This is a genomic window from Methylomonas sp. EFPC3 (assembly GCF_029643245.1).
GTDB lineage: Bacteria > Pseudomonadota > Gammaproteobacteria > Methylococcales > Methylomonadaceae > Methylomonas > Methylomonas koyamae_B.
Genome location: NZ_CP116398.1, coordinates 436,653 through 453,977 on the forward strand (window position 1 = coordinate 436,653; position 17,325 = coordinate 453,977).

The following is a 17,325-nucleotide window of genomic DNA, read 5'->3' on the forward strand; positions in this document are numbered from 1 at the left end:
CGGGATTTCCGGACACAAAAGTCAAGTAGAGATTAACTTATGCAAACTTCAATAAAACACAGAGCCGTTCTGGTATGGCTGGCAGGGTTGGGGCTGTTTACCGCGGGTACGGCGACTGCCGCTACAAGTTTCAACAGTTCCGCAGCGTTAAGTTACAGTATTGAGAGCATCGTCAACCTGAGCAATCCGGGTGATCTGTCCGGCCTGGAGATAGTCGGCTATTTCCAGCAGATCGACGCTCCGGCCAATCCCGGCGACGAATATTCGCAAGTGCAAATCAACGGCGTCGGCTCGGTGATCGCCAACAATCCGGAGTTGTCGACCGGCGGCGATTTCAATTACACCTTTGCCGCCAGCGGCACCTTGACCAACGGTACCCTGGATGCGCACCATTTGGGTTGGTACGGCTTGGAGTTTCGCAATAACGGCAGCGATCGCTACGCCATCAATTTGCGTCTGGATTATCTGCTCAGCGCGGCGGCCGGCTCGGCCACCGATTCCAGTTCCGTGGCGATCGATTTCTTTAACGGTGACGGCCTGTGGCAAGGTGCCGACCGGGTCGATACCGCGTTCAATGACCTGAACGTGTCACGAGCCGGCACTAGCGGCCTGTTCGGCTTCGAATTGGCGGCCGGCCAGACCGAAGGTTTATACGCCGACGTGCGGATGGATAACCACCTGGAAGCCTCGCCGGTACCGCTGCCGGCCGCGGTGTGGTCGTTTCTGGCCGGCGTGATCGGTATCTTGGGTCTGAAAAAACGCCGAAGCGAATAATCGGTCTGATCTCAGCCACCGGCGGTCGGGGTCGGACGTGCCGCGCCACCGGCCTCACACCACCCGGTCCGGTGGCGTCCGGCCGGCGAAAAACGCTTGCAAATTGGCCAGCACTTTTTCGCCCATCGCCGTGCGGGTGGCGATCGTAGCGCTGCCCAAATGCGGCAACAAGGCCGCATTTTCCAATGCCAAAAAGCCGGGGTCGATGTCCGGCTCGCCTTCGTAAACATCGAGGCCGGCACCGGCAATGCGCTTTTCCCGCAACGCCCGAATCAAGGCTTTACTGTCGACCACATCGCCGCGAGCGGTATTGATCAAGTGCGCGCTGGGTTTCATCAGGTCCAAACGGCGTTCGTCGATCAGATGCCGGGTGTCGGCGCCACCGGGGCAATGCAGCGACACGTAATCGCACTGCGGCAAGAGTTCTTCGAGTGTCTCGCACCGCACCGCTTGCAGATCGGCGACGATTTCCGGATCAGCCGGGCTGGGTTTGACGTACAAAATCTTCATGCCGAAGCCGTGGTGCGCTTTGCGGGCCATGGCCTGGGCGATGCGGCCGAAGCCGACCAATCCCAACGTGGCGCCGGTGACGTCGCTGCTCATCATGTGCGTTGGACACCAGCCGCGCCATTGGCCGGAGCGGACCAAGCGGTCGCCTTCGGCGCCGCGCCGTGCCGTCATCAGCAATAAAGTCATCGCAATATCGGCGGTGCTTTCCGTTAGTACGCCGGGGGTATTGGTCACGACCAAACCTTGTTCCCGCGCTGCCGCGATGTCGATATGGTTGTAGCCGACGCCGAAATTTCCCAGGATCCGGCAGCGTTTGTTGGCGACGTTCAGCACCTCGGCCGGTAGCGCATCGCAAACGCTCGGGCAGACCGCATCGTAGTTTTGCAGAGCCGTTCGAAACTCGTCGGCGTTCATCGGGTGGTCGTCGCCATTCAAGGTGGTATCGAACAGTTCCTGCAATTTGGCTTCGACGGTCGCCGGCCAGCGCCGGCTGATCAACACTTTGGGTTTACTCATCAAAAATTCCTGTATGGCTGCGTTCGGGCCGCCAGTATAAGCCAGCCGGCGGCGATTTTCGGCGCGGCGGCTAAGGATCCAAGGCCGGATTTGAGCGGGAAATCTCGCCGGTGGTGTGTTCGCGGTCGTAGGCTCTGATCCGCGCGGCCCTCAGGCTGTTGATACTGGCAATGTTCTCGTCGTGCTGATGCAGTGCGCGTTCGCGTTGGGCCGCCGCGTACTCTTGTTTCTGCTGCCGCAATTCCAGTGCCAATTCGGGTTTTCGATATTGCATTTCCAGGCTGCTGTTGGCGATATCCTGTTGCTTAAGCTCAGATTGGGTATCCGCCTGGCTTTGCAATAGTTCCAGCGCTCGTTGTTGGTTGGCTAGCTGGCGTTCCGCCAAGCGATTGGCGTCTTCCAGTTGTTGCTGACGCAGGCTGCGTTCGGCCTCGATTTGGGCTTGTTGCCGATCGCCCCGGCTTTGCTGCGCTAGCCATTCTTGCTGGCGCAGCAGACTTTCCGCCGCAGCGGCCAGTCGTTCGGTTTTTTGGTAATCGCGGTACAGCCAGAGCCCGGCCGCCACCGCCAGTAGCGCGGCGACCATAATCTGCCGCGGCGCAAGTTGGAAAGGCCGATGCCGCTCTGCCGGGGCAATAACCGAGTCGGCCGCGACCTGCGCCATCGCCAGTTTACGGTCGTACGCCAAGCGGCGCTGCGCATCCGACAGGATCAGGAACGCCTCTCTGGCGCGGGCCAGACTCGCCAATGAAGCATCGTCATGGCGCCCGGTGTAGAGCCGTTCGACGGTTTTGAAAGCGCTATGGATTTGTTGTGCGGTAGCCGTTTCCGGAAGGTTCAGCAATTGGTACAGGGTTTTCGCCATGGCCGTCGCCTCTTGCTTGGTCGTGAGTCGAGACGGCGTATCGGTGAGTTTGCCGTCTGTCGCCGCCGATTGGATTGTCAATGGCAGCGACTATAGGCAACTCAAAGCTCAAGCGCAAATATACCCTTTAAAAACCTTAAGCGATCGCGTAAGCGCGGCGAGTCTGGCGGTGGCGCAGCATGGCTAGCGACCCAAGCAGGCAGCCCAGCGAAAACCAGGCTATGGCCGCCAACGGCAGTCCCGATAGATTTTGCGCTTCGGTCTGATCGGCATCGATATTGTGCCCGGCCGCGGTCGATGCGAACCCGGCTTGAGCCAGGCCATAACCGGCGCTGGGCATTAGGGTCCAGGCCACTTGGCTCAGTGTCGGATAATCCATGGCCGACCATTCGACTAATTTGCACAATTCGCTCGGAACCGTGGCGTTTTGGCAGCCCTGGAGGGCTGCTGGAAATAACCAGCGGCTTGATGTTACGGTTTCGGGCGAGGGTAATAGATTGGGAATCTGCAGCGGCGCGGCAGCGAAACTGCCATATAAACCGGGATCGGGCTGGTTTAACGGTTTAACTTGGGCCGGAACGGCCAACATAGCGATTAGCAATAATGAATGTCTCATGACGTCCTCCCTTGGCTGTTGAAAACAGTTGGTCCTCGGTATGTAACAGCAAAAATGGCGCCGACATGAAAAAAATATATTAATTTCAGTTGGATATTTGTTTTTTGGTCGGTGCGCAACCCGTCCGGTTAAGTGTTTTTGCCGAATTTTGGTGCGACTTTCGATCGATTTTGGTGTGCTGCGCACAACCTTAGGCCGGAAAATGCCGGCAGCAGAGCGGGGCAACGGGGGGAGTGGTCGGGCGGCGAATCTGGATTCGCCGCCCGACCATCAGCGAGGGCTATTTCGCGGTAGAGCGATAGTATTCGATCGCTGCGGCGACGCCGCTGCCGGCTTTGATATCAAAACCGTGATCCAGCATCGCCATTTCCACCCCGGCAATCGCGCCCAACAAGGAAACGTCGTTCATGTCGCCGACGTGGCCGATGCGGAACACTTTGCCGGCCACTTCGCTCAAGCCGGCGCCCAAGGAAATGTTGTACTTGTTGTAAGCGGTGCTGATCACGTGGCGCGCGTCCTTATCGGCCGGTACCACGATGGCGGTGACGGTGTCGGAAGCCCAGCCTTCCTGGGCGCAGGTTTGCAAGCCCCAGGCCGCCACGGCGCGGCGTACGCCTTCGCCCAGACGGTGATGGCGGGCGTAGACGTTTTCCATGCCTTCTTCCAGCAGCAATTCCAGCGCTTTACGCAAGCCGTACAGCATTGGCGTGGACGGTGTGTAAGGGGTGTAACCATCTTTATTGGAGGCCGCCATGTCTTTCAACGAGAAGAAAGAACGCGGGAAGTTGCTGTTGTCGATCGCGGCCAGGGCTTTTTGGCTGAAACCCAAAATCGCCAGACCGGCCGGCAACATGAAGCCTTTTTGCGAGCCGGCGATCGCTGCGTCCACGCCCCATTCGTCCTGGCGGAAATCGATACTGCCGATCGCGCTGACGCCGTCAGAAAACAGCAGGGCAGGGTGTCCGGCCGCATCCAAGGCTTTGCGGACGCCGGGAATGTCGCTGGTGACGCCGGTCGAGGTTTCGTTATGGGTGGCCAGTACGGCTTTGATTTCGTGATTTTTATCGTCTTTCAGGCGCGCTTCCAAATGGTCCAGCGGAATGCCCTTGCCCCATTCGATTTGGTGAATTTCCACATCGAAACCCAGTTTGCGCGCGGCTTCCGCCCACAAATGGCCGAATTGGCCGAAACGGTAAATCAGGACTTTATCGCCCTGGTTCAAACAGTTGGTCATTGCCACTTCCCAGCCGGCGGTGCCGGTGGCCGGAAACACGAAGCATTGGCCGGTTTCGGTGCGGAACACCTTTTTCAGGTCTTCCAAAATCGGCGACAACAATTTAGGGAAAATCGGCGAGCGGTGGTCTTCCATCGGCACGTGCATCGCGCTCAGAATTTCGTGTGGGGTATTGGTTGGACCTGGAACAAAAAGGTGATTGCGACCCGCCATCTGGTTTCTCCTTGGAATTTTGGAAGCTTAGAAAATCGCCGGATGGTGCCATAGAAGGCAGGCTTGAGCAAGTCCGACCAATGCAGGAATACTCGTTGAATGGTTCCGGAGATACGAATCAAATAGATGCTGCCGCAGAGTTTCGGCGTTCGGTCCAGAATAAATCGATCGTTTGTAACGATTCTGATATAAGAATAGCCGGTACACTTTTTCGCTTCGCTCGGGCTATGCTGCAGCCCTATCTTTTTGAGTTATTTATGCGTTCCATAATCAAGGATTTGAAGCTGGTTTCTCTCGATATATTCGGTATTTCAATATTGCTGGTTTTGTCGGCGGTAACCCTATCGAATACTCCAGTCGGAGTACCGCCAGGCTTTTTGAACTCGGGCAGCCCGAAAACCACTGACGATGAAAACCACGCGGTTGACATCGATAGGCCTGTGTTTTCCGATCGAACCTTGGACGCCGATTTGTTTTTCAGTCATCAGCAAGGCGACGAACAACTGGCCGGTATCGACGAGTCTTTGGGTGCCGGCGCGTGCGCGGCCGATTTTAATGGCGATGGACTAGTCGATTTGTTTTTGGTCAATGGCAGCGGCCAGACGCGTTATTACGGTAAGGCGTATTGGTGGCAACAAAATCAAGGCAATGCTTTGTTTCTCAATACTGGCGACGGCAGGTTTCGCAATGCCACGGCCGATGCCGGTCTCGAGCAAACCCTTTGGGGAATGGGGTGTTTGGCTGCGGATTTTGATAATGACGGAAATAGCGATTTACTGGTTACAGCAAAACAAGGCAACTTTCTGTATCGGAATACCGGCGGCGGCAAATTCGCCGAAGTTACAGCGGTAAGCGGCCTGACGGATAACGGTTGGAGCACTTCAGCTGCTGCAGCCGATTTCAACCGAGACGGCTTGCTCGACATCTACGTGGGGCGTTTTATCGAGTTCGAGAAGGGAAAAAAAACGTACGAGGCCAACAGTCAGTTTGTGGCGGAAAAGAAGGGTACCTTCGACGCCAGTTTGTATCCGGCGTTACCTAATCGCTTGTATGTCAATCAAGGCGGGTTCAAATTCAAGGAAGTGGCGGCGGAGTTTGGCGTGCAGGGCGCCGATGGTCGTACCCTGGACGTGTCTTGGCATGATCTTGACGGAGACGGTTGGCCGGATCTGCTTGTCAGCAACGACAAGGGCACCGGCTCAAACACTGCATATCTCAACCGTAACGGTAAACGATTCGAATCGGCAGGCCAAACTCTGGGGCTACGTTCGGCTTTGGGCAGCAGGGGGATCGGCGCTGGCGATTTGAATGGCGATGGACGCGCCGAACTGCTGTTGGCCAGTCCTAGCGGAGAAAATACCTTAGCGTTGTTTTGGCAGGCAGATAGAGACGGTTCCCTTGGTTTTTTGGATAGGTCCCGGGAGCTTGGCATCGGCAGCGACGCGTTTTTGAACGTATCCGGTTGGTCGCCGTTGGTGCGGGACTTCAACAACGATGGATTCGAAGACGTCGTGCTCGCTGCTGGACATTTAGAACCCGACCCAGATACGGCAAGGCTTAGCCAAGGGCAACCGAAACAATTGTGGCTAAACGATACTCGAGGTCAATTTGTTTCAGCGAATTCCGGATCGGCGTTTTTCGATCAGACATCCGCGCGCGGGGCGGTAGCGGCAGATTTCGATAACGACGGCGACATTGATCTTTACTTTACCCAAAACAACGAATTGGGCCAGTACCTCCGGAACGATTCCCAGGCCAGACACTGGCTGGGCTTGAAATTGCAGGGTCAGCGTAGCAACCGCGACGGCTTGGGAGCCATTGTCCACGCCTACACGGCTACGGGACGCCAAACCAAAACCCTTGTTAGCGGCGAAGGATTTTTGTCGGATAGCGACAAGCGTCTGCTGTTTGGGTTAGGTCCCAACCCATCTGTCGAGAAGGTGGTGGTTGAGTGGCCCGACGGTGCGCAACAGATTGTTTACCCCAAGCAAGTCGATCGCTATTGGTTAGTCGCCCAGGGCCAAAACGAGCTCCAGCCATTGGATGCCAAGCTAGCGCGCGACGCCAAAGCGCTTCTGCCGATGGCCTTAGGCGGCGACCAACCGGCACTGAAAGCCCGTTACTTAAGGATGACGAAGGATATATTGAGTGACGAAGATTTTTTTCGCGAACTGCGTGAGGCCTTGGCCGATTCGGAACCCGAGGTACGGAAGGCGGCAATTCAACTGGCTACAGAGGCTGCAAATCCACGCGGATTGGCGGTATTGGTAAGGGGGTTAGACGATTCTGAGCCGGAGAATGCCGTTGCAGCCATTGCGGGTTTGCGAACTATGGAAGACGAAGCGTCGGTGCGTTGGTTATTAGGTGCTTTCAGTCGCGACAGTGTCGAGGTCAAAGTCGCTCTAGCGGACACGTTTGGGTATTTTTTCCGCGAGGAAGAGGCGGTGGTCTACCGTAAGTATCTTGCAGTACCTTATCTGATCCGATTATTGGACGATATCTCTCCGCAGGTCAGGGGCGCGGCTGCCAGGGCCTTGGCCGACGCGGAGCGTTTTCGCGGTGTTCATGCGTTGCTTGACCGGTTAGATGACAGCGATGTGAGCGCGCGCGGCGAATTGGTCAGGGCAGTGGGGCTGATTCGTCAGACCGAAGCGTTGCCAAAATTAAACGCTTTGTTGGCGGACGACAAACAACCTGCCTATGTTATTGCACGACTGTTTGTCGCGGCGAAGCGCCTGGGCGATGTTGACGCTCCAGCCAAATTGACGAATTTTCTAGATGGAAGCGGCGCATTTCGCGATCGGCTACTGGCACAACGATTGGCTGTGTTAAACGAATTGCTGGTTTTGGGAGACGACGCGGCGGTGTTCGATGGCGGGCCGCTACGGCAAAAAGCGCTCGACCTATTCAGTCGATTCAAGCCGGCCGATATTGGCCAGCGGTTGGCGTGGATCAGTATTTGGCAGCATTATGACGATCCCCACGTTCGTAGCTGGTTGTGGGAACAGTTGAAAGCCAAAGAACCGGAAGTTCGAGCGTCGGCTTACCGAGCATTGTCGGTCAAGGCCGAGGGTGCCACGAACGAATTGTCACGCCAAGCATGGCGCGATGTTGATCCGGCGATTCGAGAGTGGGCGCTGGGAGAGATGCTGGCGCGAAACGCCGATTTTCGCGAGGAAGAACTCCGGACGTTGATAGAAGATCCGGTATTGCGGGGTCAGGCGCTACGGTCTTGGTCGGCACACGGCATTTCCTCGCCGAATAGGTTGTTAGCAGTATTGTCGGCACAAAATACGGGTTCGCAATCAACGCCGAGTCTGACAGCGGTTTGCTTCACTGCGGACGCCGCGTTCAAGGAATTCTGCCCGGTGTTAATCTACGCGGGAGAAACAAGCCCGGACAAGCGCGAAGCCGCGCGGCGGATGTTGCTGGATACTACGCTCGACTTAACGTTACGCGAAGCGGTGTTGAAACGATACACCACTGAGTTCGATCCCGATGCATTGAATCAGCTTTACGCCGCGGCACAAAACAAGAAAGATCCGCTACGGCCTGCTCTGTTGGAAAAATTATTCAGCTTTAACGACGATTCGTTAGTCGAGTTCGCGCGCAAGATTGCCGGTAGCGCTAACGAGCAAGACGATCTTCGGCTGAGTGGGGTCGAGTTTTTGCTTAAACGCAACGACCCGTCGGCGAAAATGCTGATATTTGGTCAAGGTTCGGAGGGTAAGACATGAGTCTACAAAACAGTCAAATGCTCGCAGAACGGCGTTATGCCAGGCCGCTTGCCGGGCTGATCCTGGTGCTGATTTGGAGTGGATACTTGAGTTGGGGTTGGCCGGCTTTTTCGGTATTTCAACAATGGCTTTGGTTGTTACATACGTTTTTGGGGCTGGCGTTGTCAGCAGCATTGCTGCCTTACCTATTCTTGCACTTTCGCCGAACGATTGGCCTGAAGCGCTCTTGGGTAGCTTTTTCCGGTATTTTGGCCGCTTTGTTAGTCGTCGCTTTGGTTGTCACTGGCTTGCATGTGGTTTTGTTCGGCCAATCGGAAGCAGAGCGTTGGGTGTTTCAATCGCATGTTTGGTTGTCTGCCGTTGCGGTCGCAATTCTCGTCGGGCATGTCGCCTTTCACGCGCTTTCGCTGCCGGAGCGCCGCAAAAACAAGGAGCCCAGCCGGTTTCCGTCATTGGCCGGTTCTTCGGCAAAGGGTTTGGTGACGATTACTGTAATTGGTTTTTTATTCGTTGCCGGGGCGACGTTTGCGTATCAATTCCGCACCAGTCCCTATAGCGACACGCCTGCGATAGAGCCCTACGGCTACAGCTACGGCGAACATCCGTTTCGTCCAAGTCAAACGGAAACCAGCACGGGAGGGTTTTTTGATGTGAAGCGCGTCGGCGGTTCCGAGCGTTGCGCCAGTTGCCATTTAGAGATCGCTGAGCAATGGCAAGCCTCGATTCATGCGCAAGCCGCATCCGATAAAACCTACCAAACCAATATTAAATTGTTATCGGAACGCAAGGGCATGGATGCAACCCGCTATTGCGAGGGCTGTCACGCGCCGGTCGCGTTGCTGAGCGGTCAACTGACCAAGGGCGGAAAGCTGGACACGCCCGGCCACATGCAGCAGGGTGTCAGTTGCATGGCTTGCCATGGCATCGAGCGCATAGAACATTTGAAAGGCGTTGCCAGCTACCGGTTTGCGCCACCGCAAGCGTATTTGTTTGATGGTGCGGATAGATCGCTGCCGGTGTTTCTGCATAACTTTTTGATACGCTTGAAACCCGAGCAGCACAAAGCGGATCTCGCGAAAAGCGTGTTGGCGGCGCCGGAAATATGCGCTACTTGCCATGCGCAGTTTATGGACAAAGACTTTAATAACTGGGGTTGGGTGAAGATGCAGGACGATTACACCGCATGGTTGAACGGTCCTTACTCGGGACAAACCCGGCAAACGTTTGCTCATGCCCAGCAACGCCGTTGCCAGGATTGCCATTTTCCGCTTCAGCCTGGCAAAGATCCCTCTGCGAGTCCGGAGGGATTGATCAAAACACATTTCAATGTTGGTGCAAACATGGCGGTTCCGTGGGTAACACGCAACGAAGGTCAGCTGGAAAGAACAAGGCGGTTTTTGACTGCCGATCAGGTGCGGATCAGCATAGACAAGCCGAATCGTAACGACGCGGTAGAAACGGCGCGCCATGTCGATCCGAGTTTGATTCCTTCGACCGAAGCTCCGGCCTATTGTTACTTAGGTGAAAAAGTGACGTTGAAAGTGGCTGTGACTAATGCGCAGGTCGGTCATGCCTTTCCCGGAGGTACTACCGACATCAACGAAGTCTGGATTCATTTTCTGGTTAAGGATGGCCAGGGGCGCACGGTTTACGAATCCGGCCAACTCGACGCCGGCAATAACGTCGAGCCGAACGCCTATTTCTACCGGTCGATTCCGATAGATCGGCAAGGCAATGCCGTTTGGCGGCATGATTTGTTCAATATGGTGGGGGACAGCTTTAAGCGCACGATTCCGCCGGGCGGAAGTGACGTGACTAGTTACACCTTTACTATTTCGGACGACACGAAAGGCCCGTTGACGGTGACTGCGGGCATCAACTATCGCAAATTGAATAACCGCTATGCCCGCTGGGCATTCAAGGATGAGCGGCTCGAATTGCCGATTGTTGAAATGGCTGCGACATCCTTGACGTTGCCGGTCAAAATCAGACCCCAGGTTGCGAATGCGGCCTATGATCAGTAAATCACTGCAAGGTGTCGCTTGGCTTTTTGTCGGGAAATTTTACATTCGTACTCAAGTGCGGGCGCGGAAATTTACCTTAACGAATGTAATGGGTTGAATTTCTGTTAAAACCTACAAAAAGGCATAATTTTTGTGTGCGGACAGGGCATTGTTCAAATCACAGGAATTTAACATGCAAACAAAATTGTTTCCTTTCGGCGCGGCTGTTTTGGTTGCGATGCTCTACGCTGATTCGGTTTCCGCGGCGGCCATTGTTAACGGAACGTTCAATAGCGATCTTAACGGCTGGTCTACCGTAACCAGTAACGGCGCGGTGAATTGGAATTCAGCCGGCGCCGCTGAACTGGTCACGGGAGCCGGTACGGCACCTTTTTCTGCAGTAATAGTGCAGGGCGACGATGGCTTGTTTAGTTTCGGCAGCCCGATTTTATTGGGGGCCGGTGACGATTTTCTCAAGTTCGATGCGCTGTTTAGTTCATTGGGGAATGACGGCTCGGAAAGCCCCGCAGGTCTGTTTAGCGACAATTTATCGCTTTGGATGTACGACGCCAATGGTTTGGGTGATGTCTTGTTGGCAACCATTGATGCCTTGACCAGTGCAACGTCTTTTTCGCTGGACCTTAGTGCTTACGTAGGTCGTTCTGTGGCATTTTCGTTCGAATTGAACGATGAAGACGATGGTCTGGATTCCAGGGTTCTGTTGGATAACGTTCGTCTGGAACAGCGCTCAGAACCACCGGTTAGCGTGCCTGAGCCCGGAACACTCGGACTGATGATGCTTGGCGGATTGGCTTATTGCGGCCGTGTATCCGTAAGTCGCCGTAAAGTTCAAAATCGAATCCAATAACTTAGAGTTGTTTCGCAAAATATAATTTGCTAGAGTGCGGCTCAGTGGCTAACGTGGAGGCGCAGGTGTCAGAGTTTATTGCTCACATCTGCGTTTTTTGTGTCCATCAGGAAGGCTACGGAGCCTGACAGTTCAACAAGCGGCGATGCATGGGTGTCGCGATGACAAAAGAAAAATAAGGAGTAACGGATGTCGGTTATCCAGCGTTTGCAAGTTTTGTTAATGGGTAGGACAGTCGCACAGTCGAGAGCTTATTTCTCAACACCGATAAAGCCGCTATTTCCCATCGCGGCTTTTTTTATGTTGTTTTTCTTGTCTGTGCAGTTTCCGGAAACCGCCGAAGCCGCAACCGGAAGTTGGGAAACGGTCTCTGCCAGCCAGGTCGGCGTCAAACTAGCTACTCCGGTGCGCAACCGCCGCAGCAACGACGCAACGGTCGGCGTTAGCCTCCAAAATACCAGTGGTAGTGAAATCGCCGGACCGTTGCGGTTAGTTATCACCGGCTTGGCACCGGCCGGCAAAGTCTCGATTAGCAATGCGAGCGGTACCACCGACGCCGGCGAACCTTATTTCGATTTGACCGGCTACGTTGGCGGCAACTTTACCGCTGGCGGTAGCGGCTTGGTGACTGTCATCGTTGCTGGCGGCGGCCCCAATACCTTCAGTTTTTCCACTCGGGTCGAAAAAGCCGTCGCACAAGCCTTGAAGGTGCAAATCATCAGCCCGGCGACGCTGCTCACCGTTGGCCATACGCCGCAAACCGTCAAAGGCACCGTCTCAGATCCTGCTGCCCAGATTACGCTAAACGGTGCACCAGTCACCAACAACAACGGTAGCTTTCAAGCTGACGTCTCGTTGGATGAGGGCCATAACACCATCACGGCCCGCGCAGTTAACGCTAAAGGCGAAGATGTCAGCGACGCCATTTCGCTATCCTTGGACATGACGCCGCCGTATTTAACAGTCGAATCGCCTAAAAACGGCGATACCGTGCGCACCGATAAAATCGCGGTATCCGGCCTGATCAACGATATCGTGCGCGGTACCGTCGCCGAAGGTCAAGCCAACGTCAAAGTAAATGGCGTAGCAGCCTCGATTGCCAACCGCAGTTATTTGGCCGAAAACGTGGTATTAAACGTCGGCGAAAACACGATCAAGATCGATGCTGCCGATAATGTGGGCAATACCAGTAGCATCAGCATCAAAGTCACTTATCAACCCTTGGCTCCGCAGCACATTGAACTGTTTGGCGGCCAGGACCAAACAGCAAAAATCAACGCCGCTTTGGCGCAACCTTTGAAAGTAAAGTTGCTGGATAGCGCCAACAAACCGGTTGCCAACAAGCCGGTGATCTACCGCGTCACCGAGGGCGATGGCGTATTAAGCGTCGGCAACAGCGACCAAGGCCAAGGCGTGCTGGTACAAACTGATGTCCAAGGCGTTGCTTCCACCACCTTCAAGCTCGGCAGCCGGGCCGGTACCGGCAATCAGCGCGTTAGAGCTACATCAGTTGGTTTTGACGGCGAAGTGCTGTTTTATGCCAGCGCGACGGTCGGGGCCGGCAACAAAGTTACCGTCAACAGCGGCAACAACCAACGTGGCGCGGTTAGTCAGCCTTTACCGTTGCCGTTTGTCGTCGCTGTGGTCGACGACGGCGCGAACGTCGTACCTGGAGCCAAAATAGAGTTCAAGGTTACCCAAGGTGGTGGCAAATTCCAAAACGGCCAAACAGCCATCACCAGCACCACCGACAGCGACGGCCGCGCTACCGCCGAATTCACGCTGGGTAGCGAAGAGGGGCTGGACGTTCATAGGGTCAGTGCCACTTTGGTCGGCACCGAGCTGTACGCTGGTTTCACCGCTTCAGCCCTAAAGACCGGCAATCCCGGCCAAACCAGCATTAGCGGTGTGGTCCTGGACAATCAGGAACATCCGCTACCCAAAGTCACCGTGCGCGTCGACGGCACCACCCGCGAAGCGCAAAGCGACGACAAAGGCCAGTTTAAAATCACCGAAGTGCCGGTTGGTGCGGTCCGTTTAATCGCTGATGGCAGTACCACTACCGCCGAAGGCGAATGGCCGACGTTGGCTTTTAATCTTGTCACTATCGCCGGTGCCGATAACCCCCTGTCTGCACCGATCTATCTAGTCAAACTGGATACCGTTAACGCCAAAATCGTCGGGGATCAGGACGTTACACTCACTTTGCCCGAAGTGCCGGGCTTTGCGTTGGAGGTCAAAAAAGGCTCGGTCACCTTCCCGGACGGCAAAAAGACCGGCAAGTTATCCGTAACGCCGGTGAATGCCAGCAAAATCCCGATGGCGCCGCCCAACGGCATGCAGCCGCAGTTTATCGTCACCATTCAGCCGGTCGGCGCCAAGTTCGATCCGCCGGCCAGGCTTACTTTGCCGAATGTCGATGGTCATAAGCCAGGCGCACAAGTCGAGATGTATTCCTACGACCATGACCTGGAAGAGTTTGTGGCGATCGGTTTGGGTACCGTCGCCACAGACGGCAGTGTGATCAAGTCCAATCAAGGCGTAGGCGTGATAAAGGCCGGGTGGCATTGTGGATCGCAGCCGGGCGGTAGTGGTTGTTGCACAAGCCCAGGAAAATGTCAGACGACGGATGCCAGCTGTAATATTGTCAATAAGCCGAAGATGGCGGACACAGCAGGTGATTGCCAATCGCCCAAAGATTGCGAATCTCAGGAGCCTAATCCGGGCGATGTTCCTAAAGATCAGCCGGGGGATTGTAAAAAACCGATTTGCAACGGCGGGACGCCGAGCACTGAAAATGCGAATGATCCTCCTGCGGATGCCGGACAATGTAAAGCCTGCAAAGACGGTAGTCTCGCGAACAAAGACGCCGGAGCGACTTGCGATGACAATAAGTATTGTACATCCGCATCAGGCACTTCGCCTGGGCCAGATCAGTGCGTAAATGGTACCTGCGAAGGAAAGGAAATTGGACGTTCGGATGTGGTAAGCGCCGGTCGTTCATATGATCTTACAAAACTTAAAGAGCTCATAAAGGGAGCGGAATTAGCGGCCAAGTTTGTTCCTGGCTGTAGTGTAAGTGGAAGTAGTATGGTGGTAACCGGCGAGATCAAAATGAATTTCGCCAAGGAGTGCTGTGAAGCCAAGAAGTCAATGGTTGATGCCACCGGTATCGAAGGCGCTGTAGGTCTTGCATTACCTAAGTTTCAATGTGATTTGCCTTTCTATTCTATCGGCGTCGCCACCTTGGCTGGTACGGTGGGTGTCGAAGGTAAAGGATCCGTTAGTGCTAAGGGTTATAAAAGCGAGTGTGACGGTAATTGTGGTTGGGAGATAGGCGGTAGCTTAGGCCTAACTATTAATGGTGGCTTAGCACTAGTCGTGGTGAGCAATGACATACTTCGTATTGAAGGGGGGTCAGCGGTGCCGGTTCCGTGAGTATTTCCGACAAATGTGGAGATGTGTCCGGTCAAGGTTGTATTGGACCGCCTAAAGCATATGGCACAGTAACTCTAGGTGGCTTTATAGGCACGGGTATTGACTATACGTGGTATGACTTGGTTGCATGTTATCCCTAGGAGGAATTACTTCATGCATGAAAAACGAATCTATATTGAAGGAGCATCTTTAAGTGGTTTATTTCAGAATAAATAGGCTTATTAATAATTTGTTGTTGGTTTTGTGTATTAGCTGTTGTAGCCATATTGGAATGGTTTATGCCTCAGATTTCAAATCGATAAGTTTGGATTTTTCATCGGATTCCAATAAATCCCATCCTATAAGTTTGCGATTTAACGGCAAGTTATATACAGATAAACAGAAAAACACTTTTGATCAGATACTCTCGTTAGGTGGTGGTACGAAGGAAGAAAAATTTATTATGCAGGTAATTCAAGTTTATAAAGGAGGCGATAAAGATGCGATGCTAAAGCTTTGGAATCCTAGCGAGCGATCCCAAATAAAGCCAATGATGGATGATCCTGTTGCTTATGACAAAAATTTGGCGCTTTATAACAACATCTTATCGTCAAAGTTTCTAGCTATGCTTCAATATGGTGGTTTTGTTTTGTGTTATGTGGAACATGATCTTAAAGGCGTAGGACCTTATGTCAAGTTATATCCAATCAAAATAGAGGATAAAAATCTCTATTTGAGCAATATTCTTATGCATGATTTTTTCTTTCAGAAGATTGCATTCCAGTTGGGCGATTACATAAAGCAAGAGGTAGAAAAAAAGTAATATTTAACCGGTTATTTTGATGGCTTCTATTTTGTATACGTCAATGCTTTCGAGATTGGAGTCTCCATACTGGGTTCTTGACGTGCCAAAAGGTATTCATTTTATCGGTATAACCCTTTTTATTTTCGCAGAAATGGGGTGTTTAGCTCTTATTTATAACGTAGATTGGAATAGGCATCCATTTGGAGTCAAATTATTTGTTTACGCGATAGGTTTTGGCATTCTGCTTTCTTTGCTTAGTAAAAAAATGTGGCGTAGATGGGTCGTTTTTGCCGCAGATAAGAAAGGCGTATACATCATCAATAACGAGATGAGCGGTTTTATTTTTATTTTATGGGATAAAGTTGGAGAATCGTATGTGGGGCTCAGTGAAAGAAACGTTAAGTCGGTTATTTTAAAGTTGCGTCTTGATGAAAATGATTGTGCCCAAGTATTTGGTACTTATCAAACTGGAAAATGGATGGCACCGGATGCGAAAGGTTATTTTTCAATAAGTATTGGAAATTGTTGTAGAAACGTAGAGAATTCTAGAATTCAGATCGAGCAGATACGTAAATTAGCTTTCTCTGACGGTTGCTGTAGTTGATCCGTAAACCTTAAGTAAGGCAGTAATAAGGGCAAAGCGAATCCGATAGTATTTTTTTCAATAACGATTTGCAGTATGTGATGGTCACTTGATTGGCTTAATATTTCTGATATTTTTTGGGTATTATTAATCGATCCTAAGGAGTTCCGCATTATAAAGATGGGAAATTTATCATCAATGACCGGCTTGAGTTAATCGTTGATCGGGGCTTAACAGGTTGGTGAAAAACCATATTTCAGGCGCTAATTTTGTTCAGCTTACTCAATATATAGTGTCTGCAATATGATACTTCAACTAAATACAGGCTGAGTCAGGGTCAAAAATGAGTTTTTCACCAACCTGTTAAGTTAATCGTTGATTGGGGCTTAATAAAGGCTATATAGAGTGGCGTCAGGAAAAATAAATGATTTGGATAAAGTCGATTGCATTAATAGTTATGTGGATGGGGTTGGCGAATATCGCCTATGCCGAAGAAAAATGGGTCGCAGACGAGATCTTCATGCAGATCTCGGAAATGCGTAAAGAAATCGGCCAACTCAAGGAAAAGGTCGCCTATTTAGAACAAAGGCTGGCGGATCAGCAGCCCAAGGTAGCGCCAGTTTCGTTGGTGGGAACCGAAGCCATGACTAGGGGCAAGGCCGACGCCAAACTCGCGATCATCGAGTTTTCCGACTATGAATGTCCGTTCTGCGCCAAGCATTACAAAAACGTATTACCCAAGCTGCTGGAGCGTTATATCGACATGGGCGGCGTTAAATATGTGATGAAGGATTTTCCTTTGGAGTTTCATGCCCATGCCAAAAAGGCATCCTTGGCTACCCGTTGCGCCGGGGAACAAGGTCAGTATTTTGCAATGCACGACGCCATTTTTGAGGCCAGGGGGCAGGTGACCGATGAATTGGTCGCCGAAGTGGTTAAAAACCAGGAACTGAATATGACCGCATTGCAAGCTTGCATGGAAAAGCCCGCACAGCTGAGCAAAGTTGAAAGTGATATAGCCTTGGGGTCCAGGTTGGGTGTCAAAGGCACGCCGGCCTTTTTGATCGGCAAAATTAAAGATGATCAGTTGGTCGATTACCGGCGGTTCGACGGCGTACAGTCGTTTGAAACCTTTGCCGGAGTCATTGATGGTTTAAAAAAATAATTTTATAGAAGGCGTCTTA

General features: G+C 52.8%; 12 protein-coding genes. 8 read left to right on the top strand and 4 right to left on the bottom strand.

The genetic code is table 11. The features are described 5' to 3' along the window. The first annotated feature begins 39 nt into the window (after window positions 1-39). Entirely contained in the window at window positions 40-774 is a 735-nt protein-coding gene (locus PL263_RS02005) for a hypothetical protein (protein ID WP_278211453.1), read from the top strand. 54 nt (window positions 775-828) lie between these two features. On the opposite strand, the gene PL263_RS02010 is transcribed toward PL263_RS02005, so the two are convergent. From PL263_RS02010 to PL263_RS02025, 4 genes are all read right to left on the bottom strand, one after another. Next, window positions 829-1,800, bottom strand: coding sequence for a D-glycerate dehydrogenase (locus tag PL263_RS02010; RefSeq protein ID WP_140910694.1), 972 nt, complete (start codon window positions 1,798-1,800; stop codon window positions 829-831). Between the two features lie 70 nt (window positions 1,801-1,870). Then, entirely contained in the window at window positions 1,871-2,665 is a 795-nt protein-coding gene (locus PL263_RS02015) for a hypothetical protein (RefSeq protein WP_278211454.1), read from the bottom strand. A 136-nt stretch (window positions 2,666-2,801) separates the two neighbouring features. Continuing rightward, on the bottom strand, window positions 2,802-3,281 hold the full coding sequence (locus tag PL263_RS02020; RefSeq protein WP_278211455.1) for a hypothetical protein: 480 nt from the start codon (window positions 3,279-3,281) through the stop codon (window positions 2,802-2,804). 280 nt (window positions 3,282-3,561) lie between these two features. Next, window positions 3,562-4,728 (bottom strand): aminotransferase class V-fold PLP-dependent enzyme, encoded by a 1,167-nt coding sequence (locus PL263_RS02025; RefSeq protein WP_278211456.1) that lies wholly within the window; start codon window positions 4,726-4,728, stop codon window positions 3,562-3,564. On the opposite strand from PL263_RS02025, the gene PL263_RS02030 reads away from it, so the two are divergent. The 7 genes from PL263_RS02030 to PL263_RS02060 all read left to right on the top strand — a co-directional run bounded on the left by PL263_RS02030 (window position 4,692) and on the right by PL263_RS02060 (window position 17,306). Beyond that, the gene (locus PL263_RS02030; protein WP_278211457.1) at window positions 4,692-8,465 is read left to right on the top strand and encodes an FG-GAP-like repeat-containing protein; all 3,774 of its coding nucleotides are present in this window, start codon (window positions 4,692-4,694) and stop codon (window positions 8,463-8,465) included. The genes PL263_RS02025 and PL263_RS02030 overlap by 37 nt on opposite strands. Continuing rightward, window positions 8,462-10,489, top strand: a complete 2,028-nt coding sequence (locus PL263_RS02035) for a cytochrome c family protein (protein ID WP_278211458.1) — start codon at window positions 8,462-8,464, stop codon at window positions 10,487-10,489. Before PL263_RS02030 ends, PL263_RS02035 begins: the two co-directional genes overlap by 4 nt. 172 nt (window positions 10,490-10,661) lie before the next feature. Further along, the gene (locus PL263_RS02040; protein ID WP_278211459.1) at window positions 10,662-11,336 is read left to right on the top strand and encodes a PEP-CTERM sorting domain-containing protein; all 675 of its coding nucleotides are present in this window, start codon (window positions 10,662-10,664) and stop codon (window positions 11,334-11,336) included. Between the two features lie 189 nt (window positions 11,337-11,525). After that, the gene (locus PL263_RS02045; protein WP_278211460.1) at window positions 11,526-14,774 is read left to right on the top strand and encodes a carboxypeptidase-like regulatory domain-containing protein; all 3,249 of its coding nucleotides are present in this window, start codon (window positions 11,526-11,528) and stop codon (window positions 14,772-14,774) included. 193 nt (window positions 14,775-14,967) lie between these two features. Beyond that, window positions 14,968-15,576 (top strand): hypothetical protein, encoded by a 609-nt coding sequence (locus tag PL263_RS02050; protein WP_278211461.1) that lies wholly within the window; start codon window positions 14,968-14,970, stop codon window positions 15,574-15,576. A 19-nt stretch (window positions 15,577-15,595) separates the two neighbouring features. Next, on the top strand, window positions 15,596-16,162 hold the full coding sequence (locus tag PL263_RS02055) for a hypothetical protein (RefSeq protein ID WP_278211462.1): 567 nt from the start codon (window positions 15,596-15,598) through the stop codon (window positions 16,160-16,162). Window positions 16,163-16,565: 403 nt separating this feature from the next. After that, the gene (locus PL263_RS02060; RefSeq protein ID WP_278211463.1) at window positions 16,566-17,306 is read left to right on the top strand and encodes a thioredoxin domain-containing protein; all 741 of its coding nucleotides are present in this window, start codon (window positions 16,566-16,568) and stop codon (window positions 17,304-17,306) included. Window positions 17,307-17,325: the final 19 nt, after the last annotated feature.

What these genes read in the sequence shown, in the direction of transcription:
- PL263_RS02055 (WP_278211462.1), top strand. Translation starts at nt 15,596, where the DNA reads ATGGCTTCTATTTTGTATACGTCAATGCTTTCGAGATTGGAGTCTCCA.
- PL263_RS02005 (WP_278211453.1), top strand. Translation starts at nt 40, where the DNA reads ATGCAAACTTCAATAAAACACAGAGCCGTTCTGGTATGGCTGGCAGGG.
- PL263_RS02025 (WP_278211456.1), bottom strand. Translation starts at nt 4,728, where the DNA reads ATGGCGGGTCGCAATCACCTTTTTGTTCCAGGTCCAACCAATACCCCA.
- PL263_RS02060 (WP_278211463.1), top strand. Translation starts at nt 16,566, where the DNA reads ATGATTTGGATAAAGTCGATTGCATTAATAGTTATGTGGATGGGGTTG.
- PL263_RS02020 (WP_278211455.1), bottom strand. Translation starts at nt 3,281, where the DNA reads ATGAGACATTCATTATTGCTAATCGCTATGTTGGCCGTTCCGGCCCAA.
- PL263_RS02040 (WP_278211459.1), top strand. Translation starts at nt 10,662, where the DNA reads ATGCAAACAAAATTGTTTCCTTTCGGCGCGGCTGTTTTGGTTGCGATG.
- PL263_RS02035 (WP_278211458.1), top strand. Translation starts at nt 8,462, where the DNA reads ATGAGTCTACAAAACAGTCAAATGCTCGCAGAACGGCGTTATGCCAGG.
- PL263_RS02010 (WP_140910694.1), bottom strand. Translation starts at nt 1,800, where the DNA reads ATGAGTAAACCCAAAGTGTTGATCAGCCGGCGCTGGCCGGCGACCGTC.
- PL263_RS02015 (WP_278211454.1), bottom strand. Translation starts at nt 2,665, where the DNA reads ATGGCGAAAACCCTGTACCAATTGCTGAACCTTCCGGAAACGGCTACC.
- PL263_RS02045 (WP_278211460.1), top strand. Translation starts at nt 11,526, where the DNA reads ATGTCGGTTATCCAGCGTTTGCAAGTTTTGTTAATGGGTAGGACAGTC.